Annotated in this window: 13 protein-coding genes and 1 pseudogene; 6 read left to right on the top strand and 8 right to left on the bottom strand. The window is 59.8% G+C overall.

Translation table 11 applies throughout. From position 1 onward, the window contains the following. Positions 1 to 95 precede the first annotated feature (95 nt). Complete coding sequence (locus CRO62_RS13490; RefSeq protein ID WP_097100580.1) at positions 96 to 1,937, top strand: aminopeptidase P family protein; 1,842 nt, start codon at positions 96 to 98, stop codon at positions 1,935 to 1,937. Here the strand turns inward: CRO62_RS13490 and CRO62_RS13485 are convergent. After that, entirely contained in the window at positions 1,934 to 2,248 is a 315-nt protein-coding gene (locus tag CRO62_RS13485; RefSeq protein ID WP_097100579.1) for an AzlD family protein, read from the bottom strand. The two genes, CRO62_RS13490 and CRO62_RS13485, sit on opposite strands and share 4 nt — an antisense overlap. Then, a complete protein-coding gene (locus tag CRO62_RS13480) occupies positions 2,245 to 2,964 on the bottom strand; it encodes an AzlC family ABC transporter permease (protein WP_097100578.1) in 720 nt (239 codons plus the stop codon). The genes CRO62_RS13485 and CRO62_RS13480 overlap by 4 nt, the downstream gene beginning before the upstream one ends. Before the next feature lie 181 nt (positions 2,965 to 3,145). On the opposite strand from CRO62_RS13480, the gene CRO62_RS13475 reads away from it, so the two are divergent. Further along, a complete protein-coding gene (locus CRO62_RS13475) occupies positions 3,146 to 3,382 on the top strand; it encodes a DUF2164 domain-containing protein (protein ID WP_025594024.1) in 237 nt (78 codons plus the stop codon). A 7-nt stretch (positions 3,383 to 3,389) separates the two neighbouring features. On the opposite strand, the gene pncA is transcribed toward CRO62_RS13475, so the two are convergent. Beyond that, positions 3,390 to 4,016: a bifunctional nicotinamidase/pyrazinamidase gene (pncA, locus tag CRO62_RS13470; RefSeq protein ID WP_097100577.1), complete on the bottom strand. Its 627-nt coding sequence runs from the start codon at positions 4,014 to 4,016 to the stop codon at positions 3,390 to 3,392. A 455-nt stretch (positions 4,017 to 4,471) separates the two neighbouring features. On the opposite strand from pncA, the gene CRO62_RS13465 reads away from it, so the two are divergent. After that, positions 4,472 to 5,758: a DUF2778 domain-containing protein gene (locus CRO62_RS13465; protein WP_097100576.1), complete on the top strand. Its 1,287-nt coding sequence runs from the start codon at positions 4,472 to 4,474 to the stop codon at positions 5,756 to 5,758. Between the two features lie 32 nt (positions 5,759 to 5,790). On the opposite strand, the gene CRO62_RS13460 is transcribed toward CRO62_RS13465, so the two are convergent. Further along, positions 5,791 to 6,216, bottom strand: a complete 426-nt coding sequence (locus CRO62_RS13460) for a DMT family transporter (protein WP_097100575.1) — start codon at positions 6,214 to 6,216, stop codon at positions 5,791 to 5,793. Further along, positions 6,213 to 6,695 carry a DMT family transporter gene (locus CRO62_RS13455; protein WP_003513161.1) on the bottom strand — a complete coding sequence of 161 codons (483 nt, stop codon included), beginning with the start codon at positions 6,693 to 6,695 and terminating at the stop codon, positions 6,213 to 6,215. The genes CRO62_RS13460 and CRO62_RS13455 overlap by 4 nt, the downstream gene beginning before the upstream one ends. A 246-nt stretch (positions 6,696 to 6,941) precedes the next feature. On the opposite strand from CRO62_RS13455, the pseudogene CRO62_RS13445 reads away from it, so the two are divergent. After that, positions 6,942 to 7,313 (top strand): annotated as a pseudogene (locus tag CRO62_RS13445) (TetR family transcriptional regulator C-terminal domain-containing protein); the annotation flags it as partial. Positions 7,314 to 7,476: 163 nt separating this feature from the next. Here CRO62_RS13445 and CRO62_RS13440 read toward each other — a convergent pair. The 3 genes from CRO62_RS13440 to CRO62_RS13430 all read right to left on the bottom strand — a co-directional run bounded on the left by CRO62_RS13440 (position 7,477) and on the right by CRO62_RS13430 (position 11,379). After that, complete coding sequence (locus tag CRO62_RS13440; protein WP_097100574.1) at positions 7,477 to 8,289, bottom strand: glycosyltransferase family 25 protein; 813 nt, start codon at positions 8,287 to 8,289, stop codon at positions 7,477 to 7,479. 103 nt (positions 8,290 to 8,392) lie between these two features. Further along, complete coding sequence (locus CRO62_RS13435; protein WP_097102973.1) at positions 8,393 to 10,867, bottom strand: ATP-dependent helicase; 2,475 nt, start codon at positions 10,865 to 10,867, stop codon at positions 8,393 to 8,395. A 101-nt stretch (positions 10,868 to 10,968) separates the two neighbouring features. Continuing rightward, complete coding sequence (locus CRO62_RS13430) at positions 10,969 to 11,379, bottom strand: carboxymuconolactone decarboxylase family protein (RefSeq protein WP_097100573.1); 411 nt, start codon at positions 11,377 to 11,379, stop codon at positions 10,969 to 10,971. Positions 11,380 to 11,604: 225 nt separating this feature from the next. Between CRO62_RS13430 and CRO62_RS13425 the strand changes: the two genes are divergently transcribed. Together CRO62_RS13425 and CRO62_RS13420 are read left to right on the top strand one after the other, a co-directional pair. Continuing rightward, complete coding sequence (locus CRO62_RS13425) at positions 11,605 to 12,771, top strand: efflux RND transporter periplasmic adaptor subunit (protein WP_097100572.1); 1,167 nt, start codon at positions 11,605 to 11,607, stop codon at positions 12,769 to 12,771. Next, entirely contained in the window at positions 12,768 to 15,917 is a 3,150-nt protein-coding gene (locus tag CRO62_RS13420) for an efflux RND transporter permease subunit (protein ID WP_097100571.1), read from the top strand. Before CRO62_RS13425 ends, CRO62_RS13420 begins: the two co-directional genes overlap by 4 nt. Positions 15,918 to 15,963: the final 46 nt, after the last annotated feature.

Below are 15,963 nucleotides of genomic sequence, written 5' to 3'. Positions count from 1 at the left end.
AAACCGGGTTTGCCGGCATGGCATTGTCATTGCGCGCCAATGATTTGACGGCGTTACCGACCAGCTTTCCTCATGACAGTTCCCGAAAGATGCCCATGTTCCAGACCTTCGAAAACAAATCCGCGCCGCAATTCGGCAAGGCCCGCGTCGAGGCGCTGCGTGCCAGTTTCGACGCCCTTGGTATCGATGGTTTCCTGGTGCCGCGTGCCGATGAATATCAGGGCGAATATGTACCTGAATCATCTGAGCGTCTGTCATGGCTGACCGGATTTACCGGCTCTGCCGGCATTGCGCTGGTAACGCGCGCAGAAGCGGTGGTGTTTGTCGATGGTCGGTATACCACGCAGTTGAAGTCGCAGGTCGACCAGACGGTGTTCAGCGGTGGTGATCTGGTCGGTGCCCCGCCTTCCGTCTGGTTGTTGGAGCACGGGGCTGCGGGCTTTCGGCTCGGGATCGATCCATGGCTGCATACCGGCGCTGAATTGAAGCGGCTGGAAAAGGCGCTTGCGGGGAAGGGTGGTTCTGTCGTCCTGCTCGAAAATAACCCGCTCGATGCCCTGTGGCACGACCGCCCGTCCGAACCGCTGGAGCCTGTCGTCATTCAGCCGGAAGCCTTCACCGGCAAGCTGGCGAAGGAAAAGATCGCCTCGCTGGCGGAGACGGTGTCTGCCAAGGGAGCCGATGCCCTGCTGGTGACAGATCCGTCTTCCATTGCCTGGATTTTCAATATTCGCGGCAACGATGTGCCGCACACGCCGCATCCGCTTGCCCGCGCCATCATCTATGCGGATGGCAAGGCCGATATTTTTCTCGACAAACGCAAGACCGGTATAGAGGCCGAGGCCTATCTGGCACAGCTGGCGACGCAATTGTCGCCATCGAATATCGCCGATCGTCTGCACGCCATTGCCAGCGCCAAGGGCCGCGTCATGGTGGACGCCGATTTGACGCCTGTGGCGCTGACAGGGGCGATTACCGCGGCGGGTGGCGCCCTTATCGAGGAGGCCGATCCCGTCCGCTTGCCGCGCGCCTGCAAGAATGAGGCGGAGCTTGCCGGCTCGGCAGTGGCACATGTGCAGGACGGCGCGGCTATGGTTGAATATCTGTGCTGGCTGGATCGTCAGCAACCGGGCAGCGTTACCGAAATCGCGGCCGTGAAGGCGCTGGAGGCTGCGCGCGCCAAGGTGGGGCAGTCTCTCCAGAATCCTCTAAAGGACGTGTCTTTCGATACGATTTCGGGCGCGGGCGAACATGCCGCCATCATCCATTATCGCGTCACCACCGATACCGACCGCACCCTTGGCGATGGTGAGATGTTCCTCGTCGATTCCGGCGCGCAATATGTAAACGGCACCACGGACATCACCCGCACCGTGGCAATCGGCAATGTTCCGGAAGATCAGCGGCGTTTCTTCACGCTGGTGCTGAAGGGCGTGATCGCCATCAGCGACGCACGGTTTCCCAAGGGAACGCGCGGTTGCGATCTCGATCCCCTGGCGCGTATCGCGTTGTGGAAGGCCGGGGCGGATTATGCCCATGGCACTGGCCACGGCGTCGGCTCCTATCTTTCGGTGCATGAGGGGCCGCAGCGTATTTCTCGGCTTTCGACGCAGGAACTTCTGCCGGGAATGATTCTGTCGAATGAGCCCGGTTATTACCGCCCGGGCGCTTTTGGCATCCGCATCGAAAACCTGATCTATGTGCGCGAGGCGGCGGAAGTCGCGGGCGGTGATCAGCCGATGTTGTCCTTCGAGACCCTGACCTGGTGCCCTATCGATCGCAGGCTGGTCGTTACAGCACTTTTGACCGACGATGAGCTGGACTGGCTGAATGCCTATCACGCCGGCGTTCTGGAAAAGCTTTCGCCTTTGATCGCGGATGAAGAGGTGAAGGCGTGGCTTGTTGCGGCCACGCAGCCTCTGGAGCGGAACGCTTAAAGGATAGAAAATTGCCTGATGGCGATGACGATGGCCCAGCCAATGGCCAGCATCGTCAGGCCGGGGAAACGCAGGCAGACCAGAAGAGCGGCCACCATGGCGATCTTCACCTCGTATCCGCCTTCAAAAAAGGCGGGTGCGACAAGGGTCGTCAAAACCGCCACAGGAACGGCGTTCAATCCCGCCTCCATGCGCGGCGGGATGGATTTCATCCGCGTCATCAGAACATAACCGCCGATGCGGGTAAGATAGGTGGCGACGGTGGCGAGCGCGATCAGGATCAGCGTGTCGGCGTGCAGCAGATCGCTCATGGCGTTTCCACCTTGCTTTCAGAATTGGCCTCGCCGGTTGGTTTCGGCGGATAGACGACTGCGACGAGAATGCCGGCAAGCGCGCCGAGGCTGACATGCCAGGGCGAGCCGACGATGTGATAGGCAACGGTTGCGCCAAGCGCACTTGCCAGCATCACCGGGTAAAAATTCTCCCGCTGGCGGAAGCTCAAAACCATGCCCATGAAATAGATCGGCAACAGCACATCAAGGCCGATGGCTTTCGGGTCGCCGACGAGATTGCCGAGTGATGCACCGACAACGGTCATCACCAGCCACAGAATATAGATCGGCGTGGCGAAGCCCATGTACCAGGCGAAACCGACCACGCCGGTGTTTTCGTATTTCCTGACTGACTCGGCGAATTGCGGATCCACCAGCACGAAGAACCCCATGGCCTTTTGCAGGAAAGTCCAGTTGGTGATCATTCTGGCAATGGCGGCCGAATAGAGAATATGGCGAAAATTGACGGCAAACACCGATAGAACGATCAGCCAGGGGGCTACCTTCTGGCCGAATAATTCGATGCCGACCAGCTGGCTGGCACCCGCATAGACGGTGCCGCTCATGATCGTCGCTTCGGCGACGCTCAGCCCGTTATCGACTGCGACCGCGCCGAACAGCGCGCCGAAGGGAGCGGCGGAAAGGGCGATCGGAAAGCCGCTTTTGAGGCCTTCGCGGAAATCTGCATTGGACATTGTTCAGGAACTCCTTGCCCGCCGCTCTATCGCCGTCCCGGCCGGCTGGCAAACAAATTGCATGAATGGATCGATTGATTCCCTTGAAGCTTCCGTTACGGTAACGCCGATACGCGACGTCGGACGGAAGGCCTCACCCGGTTTTTGCTCCCCGCCCAAACGATTGAATAATGGAGGATCAATGCTGGAGAAGCAGGAAAGGGCCGTGCTGGCCGCGCGTGTTCGGGAGTATCTGGCCCGGGAGACCGAAACCGAGATCGGCTTGCTGCAGGCGGAAATCTTCGTCGACTTTCTGGCCGAAGAAGTCGGATATGTCTTTTACAATCAGGGGCTCAAGGATGCGCATGCCGCGATCCTGCGGCGTCTGGAGGATGCGGCAGGCGATATCGACGTGCTGGAGAAGCCAAGGCTGCGCTGACCGGCCCTCAGTCGCGCAAAATGTCGCGGCTTTTGAGGATAGTGGCGCCTTTTTCCCGCATGGCCGCAATCGACGCCTGTATACCTTGGGGATCGATGCCGCGGCTTGCATCCTCGATGAAACGGACCTTGACGCCAGGCAGCATGTCGAGGGCATCGAGCACCGAGAAACTGACGCAATAATCGGTGGCGAGCCCGCATATGTCGAGCTGGGTTACGCCCTGGCGCGTCAGATAGTCGGCAAGACCTGTCGTTGCCCCCTGATCATTGTCGCGAAAGGCGGAATAGCTGTCGACGGCGGGATTTTCTCCTTTCTGCTGGATATAGTCGAAAGCCTCCGTCTTGAGGTCGGGATGGAATTCCGCATCCGGCGTGCCCTGCACGCAATGGTCCGGCCACATCATCTGCGGTCTGCCGGAGAGTTCACCCATATCGAACGGCTTCTTGCCGACATGCTGCGAGGCAAAGCTGCCGTGATTTTCCGGGTGCCAATCCTGCGAGGCGACGATCAGATCGTAACCGCCATTGTCGATCAGGGCATTGGTGATGGGCACGATCCGGTCGCCATCGGCGACAGCCAGATTACCGCCCGGACAAAAGCCGTTCTGGATATCGATGAGCAGCAGCGCCTTCATGATTTGCCTCCCTTATTTCCGGCAGGATGCCAAGCCGGCAGCAACGGATCAAGTACCCTTACCAGCTTTGTATGTGCTTGACGGCTCATGGCATAGATTTGCTCCGTCGCAGTCCTGCCGCATTTACAGCAAATTTCCGGCAAAGTCGGAATTTACCTGACGATGCGGCGACGTAAACTTTAAAGGCCGATGACGCCCTGCGGGGCATTTTCCGGGAAAAGGCGATGCAGATGCATGTCCAGCCCGCGCAAGTCATTTTTTTGCCTTCGCCCGATAATGCGCAGACCTTAACGAATTATTTTTGCAGGGACTCGTAAACACTTTGGTTACCATAATTCGTCATGCTTCGAACCAGTCAGTTCCGAAATCGGCCGGGTGTCCGCCCGCTGTTCGGATGCCCCAAAATCCCTCCGGCTTTGCCCGGGTGTGCGTGAACGGTTCGAGTAACGAGTATCATGGCGTATTCTGCTGCGGCTTATAATGGCGCCGGTCTTGCCGGTTCGTCTTGCCTCAAGAGAGGCAAATCCTTTTCGCTTGGCCGAATGTCCGCTCTGCTTGGCGGTGGTGCCTTTGCCGGCCTGTTCGCCTTCGCTGCCTTCGCCTCGCTTCACTCGATGGCGGCCGCATCGCATGGTGTCGGGCAGTTTGAGAAGACGCTGGTGGCAAGGCTGGAGTCTGGCGAGGCTGCGATTTCCGGCGCAGCCGCACGCGATATCCACGTCCGTAAATTTTCCCGTCTGAGCGACCACAGCCATGGCCCGCAGAAGGCGGTTCGCCTTGCCGGCATCATGCCCGAAATCGGCGAGAAGGAGTTCCGCGAGCGTTTTGGCGCGGCTGCGAACGCGAAGGGGCAGGCGACAGTCAAGGAACTTGCAGCGCTGCGGCCCTCCGCCGTCGTCGATTCGGCGCTTGGACGCACCACAGAGGTCGCCTATCAGAGCGCCGCATCGCAACATCCGGCATTTGAAGTGGCATTAGGGCGCCCGCAGATCGAGGAAGAGGCGAGCAGCCTGCTTCCGGACGACGTCCCTTTGCCAAGCTTCCGGCCCGAGGTGGCGGCTGCCGAAACGGTGGAGCCATCACCCCGCCCCGCCGTTTTAGCGAAGACCGATGAACACCCGGCAGCCGGCGCTTCCGCACCTGCTTTCGATGCGCCGGTGCCTGCGCGTGCACCCCAGCAGCCGCGGCAAGGCACGGCCGGCATGCTCGCCTTTGCAAAACCTGATAATCCGGTGCGCGAGCCGAGCAAGATGGATGCGGTTCCGTGGCCGGATCGCGGCAACGGCACGGCGATCTACGATATTTCCTCCGGCCTGGTTCATATGCCGAACGGCGAGAAGCTCGAGGCACATTCGGGCATCGGCAAGATGCGCGACAACCCCGACTATGTTCATGTGAGAATGCGCGGCTCGACGCCGCCCTCCAGCTATCGTCTGACGATGCGCGAGGCGCGGTTCCATGGCGTCGAAGCGATTCGTCTGACGCCGGAAAATGGCGTCAATCCGCATGGCCGCGACGGTCTTCTCGCCCACACCTACATGCTGGCGAAACGCGGTGAATCGAATGGCTGCGTTGTGTTCCGGGATTATTCCCGGTTCCTTGCGGCCTTCAAACGTGGCGAAGTCAAGCGCATGGTCGTGGTGCCGAAGCTGAACGGTGGTCGCCCGACGCTCGCAAGCAGCGGTGGCAAGAGTGGCGGCAAGACCCTGCTCAGCATGTTCTCACGCGATAGCGATACCTGATTTACGCTTTCCCGGACGTACGGAGAAGTGCCTTAGCGGCCGCGACGCTGGGTCAGCACCATGCCGGCGAGAATCAGCAGAATGCCGAGTGCGCTTGCCCAGAGTTTCGGCGGCTGATCGCTGAAAAAGTCGAGCACGACGCTTGAGACCATCTGGCCGCTGATGACGAGAAGTGCGGTATTGACCGCGCCGATGCGGGGGATGAGCCAGCTTCCCGAAGCGATGAAGACAACACCGATGGGGCCACCGATAAAGGCAAGCCACGGCGCGTCGGCCGCGCCCGGCGGAATGAGGCCGCCGACGATGAGGCCGATGGCGGTCAATACCCCGAAACCGACGATATGGTTCCAGAACGAGGCGATCAGCGGTGAGTTCGACAGGCTGAGGCGGCCGTTGACCTGACGGCTCAGTGCCACGAAGACGCCGCCGGTAAACGCCATGGCTATCCAGACGATCATGCCGTTCTCCCGACAAGGATAATGAGTGCGCTGCCACAGAGAATCAGTGCCACCGCCGCCATGTCACGCAAATCCGGCCGCCGTTTGGGCAGGCCAAACAGGCCGAAGAAATCGGCCAGAAGGCTGAAGATCACCTGTCCACCCAACCCGAGCGCGATGGTGCCGGAGAGGGCAAGCGGCGAATTGACGGCGGTGGAGGTGAGGATGACGATGGCCGCACCAATCACCCCACCGCAATAGGCCCAGAGCGGCGCCTTCGGTTTGGCCAGCGCACCCGCCTCCGTCTTCGGGCGCATGATCGCGAGATAGATCAGCGCCGCCACCGTGCCGGTGCCGTGTGCAGTCCAGGAGGAGAAAAGTGCGTTACCGTAATGCGCAAGCTGGCCGTTGAAATGCACCATCAATGTCAGAAGACAGCCGCTTGCGAAGGCGGCGGCAAGGTGCAACGGGTTCAGGCGGGGATGGGTCGTTTCTGTCATGGCCAGCCGAGATATGATTATTCACCGAAGCGTTACAACATCGGCACCTGAATCGAAATCGATTTGTCAGTTGCTTCCAGAAACATGTGCAACCAACGCACTCCACTCCCTTACTTAGCGCAGTCTGACATAACATCCGCGAAAAATCGGCGATCAGCGTGAATACGCCCATCGGGTTTTCCCAATGCGGATTGTGACCATGCCCATCGAGCGTAACGGTTTGAGCCTCGGGAAAGACGGCGGCCAATCAATCAGGCGGTCAGTCCTCGTGAGCGGCTCGATGCCATTATCGATGGGAATTTCGACGAAAGCTTCTTTCAGCCGTCGATCTGCCATGCCTGGCTGTCGCTTTGCGCGGAGGTTCCGCGAGAGCCGCAGCTCGCCCGGATCCAGAAGGTGATCCATGCACGGATGCGCTCCAATCTTCTCTCAGCTTTGGTGCACCTCCTGCCGAAGGAAGACTGCGAACCCGTAGCGCTTGGGATCACCTCGCTTATCGACGGCCTCTAGTTGCGCTCAGGATTGCAGTCCGGTGGTTTGACGCGCGAGGAGGCAATGGAGCAGATGCGGGATTACCTGTCTCACAGGTTACCGCACGCAAAAGCTGACAACCTGTAGGGAACCACTACGCGCGCTTCGCATTATTCCACCATGAAGAAAACGACGCGCAAACCATTGAACCGGATGACGATTTTCGTCATTTCGATTTTCACTCTCGCAGCTGTGATCGCTGCGGTCTATCTGGTTGGGTTCACGCCCGGCGAAGTGTAGGCCAGCGCAGTCAATTGCCGGTGGGAACGGTCTTGCCCTTGCCGCGCTCCAGCGCAACGCTCAGCTTGACAAAGGCAAAGCGGAGGCTGCGCATGAGGAAACGGCTGGTTTCCAGAAAAGTGCGGTAGGGCAGCACGGTGAAGTAGCGCCAGCGGGGCAGACGGTATATCCGCAGATTGTTCTGGATCTGGCTTTCCCCATCCGCATCCTGTGTGGCGCAGAGTGGGTAAATGAAGGCCGCCTTCAGGCCGGCAAGATATTCCAGATCGAAGGCAATATCGTAGGCAAGCCGCATTGGGATGAGCCTCGAGATCCATTTGCCGGCGCGGCGGTTAACGAGATATGCGCCCGAACCCTTTTCCCGCGTCAACGCAATGGCGAGTGAGCGCCCGCCAACGAGCTTGCGGAAGGGAAACTTGCGACCGTTGCTGACCGTGGTCAGCCGAAGCAGATCCCAGTCGCTTCCATTCACTATCGCCTCGTCGATTGCTTCCAGGAAATCCTTCTCGAAGACGACATCGTCTTCAAGAATGAGCGCGATATCGGCATCGCTGCCCATGAACCGGTTGGCACAGGCGACATGGCTGAGATAGCAGCCGATTTCCGGCGGCGAGGTGCGGCGGCCATGCATGAGCATGTAGGAAAGCTCGCTGAATTCCGGGATCGGATAATTCAGCTCGCGGCCATTGACGCCCAGGACCCGCTCTGCCTTCAGCCCGATGGCGTCGAGACGTGCGTTCATGTCCTCGAGGCGCTTGGTGGCGCTGTCCATATTGATCAGGAAAACGGCAAGCTTGCGCCCGCTTTTCGGTAAAATATGCAAAGCAGTCCTCGCCCGGTTTCTGCACCCTGTTGCAACTCCTTTATTGCAACGGCGTGACGGGGGCTATGGAAAAAGCCGCGTTCGTGCACTCATAGTTGCCGAATCAAACCTTTTCCACAAATCCATCCAGCACGCGCTTTTGTCCGGCGCGGTCAAAATCGATGGTCAGTTTATTACCCTCGATGGCGGAGATGTTGCCATTGCCGAATTTGATATGGAAAACGCGGTCTCCGACCACGAATTTCGACGGTGTGTCGGCAACCGACTTGGCCACCAGTTCGCCGTCGATCGTGCGGGCGCGGGGGCCGCTTTCACCATACCCGATCCGCTCCACCGTATGGCCGGAGCGTGTGCCCCAGTTATCGCGGGTCGCGTCGGACTTGTTGGCCTGGGCACGTTTCCAGCCGGGGGTGGAGTAATTGTTGGCGAAGGGTTCTGCCTTGTCGAAACGGGACTGGCCATAACCGCCGCGTCCGCCGTAACCACCGTAATTGCTGTCAGATGCCGCGACATCCACGTGGGCCGGCGGCAGCTCATCGAGAAAACGCGAGGGAAGGGTGGATTGCCACAGACCATGGATACGCCGGTTCGATACGAACCAGATATGGCACAGCTTCTTGGCGCGGGTGATGCCGACATAGGCTAGACGACGTTCTTCCTCCAGACCGGAGCGGCCGCCTTCGTCCAGCGCCCGCTGGTGCGGGAACAGACCTTCTTCCCAGCCGGGAAGGAAGACAGTGTCGAATTCCAGCCCCTTTGCGGAATGCAGCGTCATGATGGAGACGGCATCGAGATTTTCGTTCTGCTCGGCATCCATGACGAGCGCGACATGCTCAAGGAAACCGCGCAGGCTTTCGAAGGCCTCCATCGAGCGGATGAGTTCCTTCAGGTTTTCCAGGCGGCCGGGCGCTTCCGCCGTCTTGTCGGCCTGCCACATGGCGGTATAGCCGCTTTCGTCAAGGATCTGCTCGGCAAGTGTGGTGTGTTCGGTGTTTTCCAGAAGCCCCTGCCAGCGGCGAAAATTCTGCACCACATCGAACAGCGCCTTGCGCGCCTGTGGCTTCAGTTCGTCGGTTTCGACGATGTCAGCTGCTGCCGCCAGCATGGGAATATCGCGAGCGCGGGCATAGGCGTGTAGGGCGCTTTTAGTGGTTTCGCCAATGCTACGCTTGGGCGTGTTGACGATACGCTCGAAAGCAAGGTCATCGGCCGGTTGGCAGACAACGCGAAAGTAGGCCATGGCATCGCGGATTTCGAGACGCTCGTAGAAGCGGGGGCCGCCGATGACGCGGTAATTGAGGCCAAGCGTGACGAAACGGTCTTCGAACTCGCGCATCTGGAAGGAGGCGCGAACGAGAATGGCCATGTCGTTCAGCTTGTGGTTCTTGCGCTGAAGCTGCTCGATTTCTTCACCGACGGCGCGGGCTTCCTCTTCGGAATCCCAGGCCGCATGCACCACGACCTTCTCATCGTCGGGGCTGCTGCGCTCGGTGAACAGGGTCTTGCCGAGACGCCCTTCGTTATGGGCGATCAGATGGCCGGCGGTGCCGAGAATATGCTCGGTGGAGCGATAGTTGCGCTCCAGCTTGATGACCTTGGCACCGGGAAAATCCTTGTCGAAGCGCAGGATGTTGTCCACTTCGGCGCCGCGCCAGCCATAGATCGACTGGTCGTCGTCGCCGACGCAGCAGACGTTTTGCGGCTCGCCTTTGGGGCGCTGGGCGAGAAGCCTGAGCCACATATATTGCGCCGTATTGGTGTCCTGATATTCGTCCACCAGAATGTAGCGGAATTTCTGGTGGTACTCCTTCAGAATATCGGGATTGCGGCGGAAGATGCTGATCGGGTGCAGCAGAAGATCGCCGAAATCGCAGGCGTTCAGCGTTTTCAGCCGGTTCTGATAGGCCGTGTAAAGTTCGCGGCCCTTGCCATTGGCGAACGCGCGGGAATCGCCCTCGGGAATATCCGGCGGCGTCAGTCCCTTGTTCTTCCAGCCGTCAATCATGCCGGCGAATTGTTTGGCCGGCCAGCGCTTGTCATCGAGACCTTCGGCCTGGATGAGCTGCTTGATCAGCCGCACCACATCGTCGGTGTCGAGAATGGTGAAATCAGACTTCAGGCCGATGAGTTCGGCATGGCGACGCAAGAGCTTGACACCGATGGAGTGGAAGGTGCCGAGCCAGGGCATGCCCTCAACCGCGCCGCCGACCAGAACGCCGATACGTTCCTTCATCTCGCGGGCGGCCTTGTTGGTGAAGGTCACGGCCAGGATTTGGCTGGGATAGGCGCGTCCGGTCGCCAGAATATGGGCGATGCGGGTGGTGAGAACGCGGGTCTTGCCGGTGCCGGCGCCCGCAAGCACCAGAACCGCGCCGTCCAGTGTCTCCACGGCCTCGCGCTGTTCCGGGTTGAGGCCGGAAAGATAGTCGGGCGTGGGCCGTGCCTGATCGCGTGCCGCCATGGCGCGCGCGGCAATGCCAAGCCCGCCGTCGTTGCCTGCATCGGCATTGTTCGTCGCCTTGCGCGGCGCCTCAGGTTCTTCGTCGAAGAACGGCATATCGTCAAAACTGTTGCTCATGCGGCCCAATGTAGTGATTCGGGATATAAAGGCTAGAACCGTGTTCTGCTTTTATTCCGGTATCATCAGTCAAAACGCCTATTCCAAGACGTTTTTTCGTCTCAGGCCCGCCTGTCGGCATCAAAAGCCGCGTCCACCGGCAATTGCAGCGCCACGGCCAGCTGGTTGGTCTTGGCGGCAAGGGCGATGACCCGCATAAGATCGGCATGCTGTTCGCCCGTCATGCCCTTGGCTTTTGCAGCCGCGGTATGGGAGTGGGCGCAATATGAGCAGCCATTGGTGACGGAAACGGCGATATAAAGCATTTCCTTCACCAGCGGATCGAGCGCTGAAGGTGTGGCCATCACCGCCTTGACCTCGGCCCAGGTCTTTTCCAGAAGATCGGGGTCGAAGGCGAGGTAGAGCCACATATTGTTGATGAAATCCGATTTCCGCGTTGCGCGGATATCGTCGAACACAGCCTTGACGCGCGGGTTGGCTTCGGGATTTTCGGCTTTCGTTACGGTGCTCATGCATTCCTCCGGTCATGGCTATTTCAGCTGCAGATTACCGGATTGGCGAATGTTTGCGACAGAAATGGCCGTCAGTGCGTTTTCGACGACAATTCATCACAAATTACAATTATGTAAGGAACGGATTTGTGCGTTGCCTTCGTTAAGGCATGGGGGAATACTTGTACTGTTCCGAAAAGCGCTTTTCGGGGCGGGTTTATGCTGTGCGGATAATCGGAGAATTGTATGCGGGTGTGGAAACAGGTGGGTGTCTGTCTTGCTGTGGCGGGAGCAGGGCTCTGTCTTTGGGGGTTTTATTCACCCGAAGCGCGGAATCTGCTCGCGGGTATCGGCATCGGCAAAACACCGGCCGGCGCGGTCGAGGTTGCCGCATCCGGTGCCAGAACACCCGGTTCGTCACCCGGACAAAATGCCGGCGCTGCACGCCGCGATGGCAATGCGACCCTGGTGGCGATGGCTCCAGTCAAGCAAGGCACGGTCAATGACAGGCTGAACGCCATCGGCAGTGGCGAGGCCATCCAGTCGGTCGTCGTCATGCCGCAGACATCAGGCACGCTTTCGGAAATCCGCATTTCATCCGGCGCCCGGGTCGTAAAGGGGCAGGTGCTCGCGCGGCTCGATGACGAGGAGCAGGTGATCGAGCGGGACAAGGCGCAGGTTGCGCTACGCAGCGCCGTCGAAAAATCGAGTTCCTACAGTAACCTGAAATCCGTATCCCGCCTTGATGTGCTGGACGCGCAGATTGCCGAGGAAGCCGCAAAACTCGCGCTGAGCACCGCCGAGCTGAACCTCAGGCGCCGCGACATCGTCGCGCCGATTGAGGGTGTTGTCGGGATCGTGGCCGCCAATATCGGCGACAATGTCACCACGCAATCAACGATCGTCGGCATCGATGACCGTTCTCAAATTCTGGTCAATTTCTGGGCGCCGGAACGGTTCGCAACTGCAATTACCGTCGGAATGCCTGTAGAGGCCACCTCGATTTCACGCCCCGGCGAGACGTTCAAAGGTGAGGTCGAGGCCGTCGACAACCGTGTCGACGCCGCAAGCCGTACCATCCGCATCCGGGCACGGTTTGCCAACGACAAGGATGAGTTACGGGCCGGTATGTCCTTCGGCGTCACCATGCGTTTTGCCGGAGAGACCTATGCTTCCGTCGATCCGCTGGCGGTGCAGTGGGATTCCGAAGGGTCCTATGTCTGGCGCGTGACCGACAATAAATCGGCCAAGGTGCGGGTGCAGATCGTGCAGCGTAACCCCGACGCCGTTCTCGTGAAAGCGGAACTGGCGGAAGGCGATCAGGTCGTGACCGAAGGATTGCAGCGGGTGCGGGAGGGTGGTGCCGTCCGTGTCGCAAGCCAGCCGAAGCCCGAGGAGGTTGCCAGCCAATGACGACTCAGCCGCCTTCGGTTAAGGATTCCAAGCTCGCCTTCACCGCACTGTTCGTTCGCCGGCCCATTCTGGCAGCGGTTCTCAATACGTTGCTTGTGGTTGCCGGCCTTGCCGCGCTGGTTGGCGTCGAGGTGCGCGAGTTGCCGGATGTGGACCGGCCGTCCATCAGCGTCAGGACGACCTATGAAGGTGCGGCGCCCGAAACCATCGATCAGGAAGTGACGCAGACCATCGAGGGGGCCGTTGCGCGCGTCAGCGGCGTCAAAACCATCTCCTCCAATTCGCAATTCGGCACCAGCCGCGTAACGATGGAATTCGGCGACAATGTCGATATGGCCGTTGCCGCAAACGATGTGCGCGATGCCATTGGCCGCGTAACCAACCAGTTGCCTGATGATGCTGACGAGCCGCAGATTATCAAGGCGGATTCCGACAGCCAGCCGATCATGCGTCTTGCCGTCACTTCGTCCACGCTCAGCATGGAAGATCTGACCAAGCTGGTGGATGACGAGGTCATCGACCGCCTGGCCGCCGTCGATGGCGTGGCGGATGTGGAGCTTTACGGCGATCAGGAAAAAGTCTTCCGCGTTGATCTCAATCAGGCCGCACTTGCCAGCCGTGGTCTGACGGTCACGGATATTTCCACCGCGCTGGCCAGTGCCGCGCTGGATGTGCCGGCGGGATCGCTGAAAAGTTCGACGCAGGACATCGTCGTGCGCGCGACCGCGAGCCTCACGAAGCCTGAGGATTTTTCCAACCTTCTGATCAAGGACAATATCCGCCTGCGCGATGTGGCAACCGTGATGCTGGGTGCGGATGACGAATCCACCTCGCTGCGGTCCAACGGTGTGCAAGGCGTGGGTCTCGGCGTTATCCGGCAGGCGCAGTCCAATACGCTCAATATCTCCACCGGCGTGAAGGCTGCCGTCGAGGCCATGTCGGCCAACCTGCCGCAGGGTACGCGCATCGTGGTGACCAGTGACGACGCCGTCTTCATCGAAGGCGCGTTGCACGAGGTGGAACTGGCGCTTGGTCTTTCCGCGCTCATCGTGGTTGTGGTGCTTTACCTTTTCCTGCGTGACTGGCGGGCAACCCTCATTCCGGCGATCACCATGCCGGTGGCTTTGATCGGCACGATCATCGCCATCTACATGGTCGGATTCTCGATCAACATCCTTACGCTGCTCGCCATCGTTCTGGCGACGGGTCTGGTGGTCGATGATGCCATCGTGGTGCTGGAAAATATCGTGCGCCGCCGTGCGGAGGGCATGGGGCCGCGCGCCGCCGCTGTTCTCGGCACCCAGGAAGTGTTCTTCGCGGTGATTGCGACGACGGCGACGCTTGCCGCAGTGTTCATTCCGCTCTCCTTCCTGCCAGGCCAGCTGGGTGGCCTTTTCCGTGAATTCGGCTTCGTTCTCGCCTTCGCTGTCGGTCTTTCCTCCATCGTGGCTCTGACGCTTTGTCCGATGCTCGCTTCGCGGATGCTGAAAGACGGATTGAAGGAACCCACGGGACCGCTGGCGTGGTTCGGCAATGTCTTTGCCTCCACCTACAAGACGACGCTTTCCGCCTGCCTCAACAACCCGCTCATCGTCATCATCGTTGCGCTCGTCTTTTCGGGCCTGTCTTGGATTGCCTTCGGCATGATCCAGAACGAACTGACGCCGCGCGAGGACCGCGCCTCAGTGATGATGCGTGTGACGGCGCCGCAGGGTGTCAGCCTCGACTATACGCGCGACCAGTTGCAGCGGATCGAGGAAAATCTTCAGCCGCTGCGCGACAGTGGCGAAATCCGCAATATTTACTCCATCACCGGCATGAACGGTTCCTCCAACACCGGTTTTCTGGTGCTGACGCTGGCGCCGTGGGCTGATCGCGATCGCACGCAGAACCAGATTGCCGCCGATGTTACCGCTGCCGCCAATAAGGTGCCCGCGCTGCGCGGTAACGCCATGCAGCCGAACAGCCTGCGCATTCGCGGTGCGGGCAACGGCCTGCAGATGGCAATGGTCGGCAGCAATTATCAGGCACTGACTACCGCGACGCAGAAACTACTGCTTTCCATGGAGGAAAGCGGCCTGTTCGAAACGCCGCGTTTGGACAACGAGCCCAACCAGGCGCAGCTATCCGTCTCCATCGACCGGGAGCGCGCCTCAGATCTCGGTATTGATATCACCGGCCTGTCGCGCGCCATGCAATCGCTGCTGGAAGGACGTTCGATTGTCGACGTCTTCGTGGATGGGGATGCAATCCCGGTCCGGCTGCTGTCCTCCACCCGGCCGATCAACGACCCGACCGATCTCGAAAACGTCTTCCTGAAAACGGGTGACGGCAAGATCGTGCCGATGTCGGTTATCGCCACCCTGAAGGAAAATGCGGTGGCGCCGCAGCTCAACCGCGAGCAGCAGCTTCCCTCCGTCGGCTTTACCGCCAATCTCAAGGACGGCGTTTCGCTCGGTCAGGCTTTGGAAAAGGTGAACGAGCTCTCGCAATCCCTCCTGCCGCCCGGTGCCCGCCTTCTGCCGCTCGGCGAGGCGGCGACGCTTGAGGAAAATTCAAGCGGCATGCTGCTGACCTTCGGTTTTGCCATCGCCATCATCTTCCTCGTACTGGCCGCGCAGTTCGAAAGTGTCCTGAGTTCGATCATCATCATGTCGACGGTGCCGCTCGGTCTTGCCTGCGCCGTCATCGCGTTGCTCGTCACTGGATCGAGCCTCAACGTTTACAGCCAGATCGGCCTTGTGCTTCTGGTGGGCGTGATGGCGAAGAACGGCATTCTCATCGTGGAATTTGCCAACCATCTGCGTGACCAGGGCGCCACCGTGCGCGAAGCCATCGAGAAAGCCACCAGCATCCGCCTGCGCCCGGTGATGATGACAATGATCGCGACCATTTTGGGCGGCGTGCCGCTGGTGCTTGCGCAGGGAGCAGGTGCTGAAGCACGCATCGCGCTGGGCTGGGTCATCGTCGGCGGTCTGGGTTTTGCGACGCTGGTGACGCTTTACATCACCCCGGTCTCCTACCTGCTGATTGCCCGTTTCGCCAAGCCACAGGCGGATGAGGAAATCCGCCTCCACCGCGAACTGGAACTTGCCGCGCGTCGGAAGGCGCTGGAGGAGGACAAGCAGCTGCTTGCGGCGGAATAAAAATTTATGGGTAAGCCGGAGAGTCGGCTTGCCCATTTTAGAAACT

The sequence above is a fragment of the Rhizobium sp. AN6A genome (assembly GCF_900215635.1).
Lineage (GTDB): Bacteria > Pseudomonadota > Alphaproteobacteria > Rhizobiales > Rhizobiaceae > Agrobacterium > Agrobacterium tumefaciens.
This window is presented reverse-complemented; position numbering and strand designations above follow the sequence as displayed.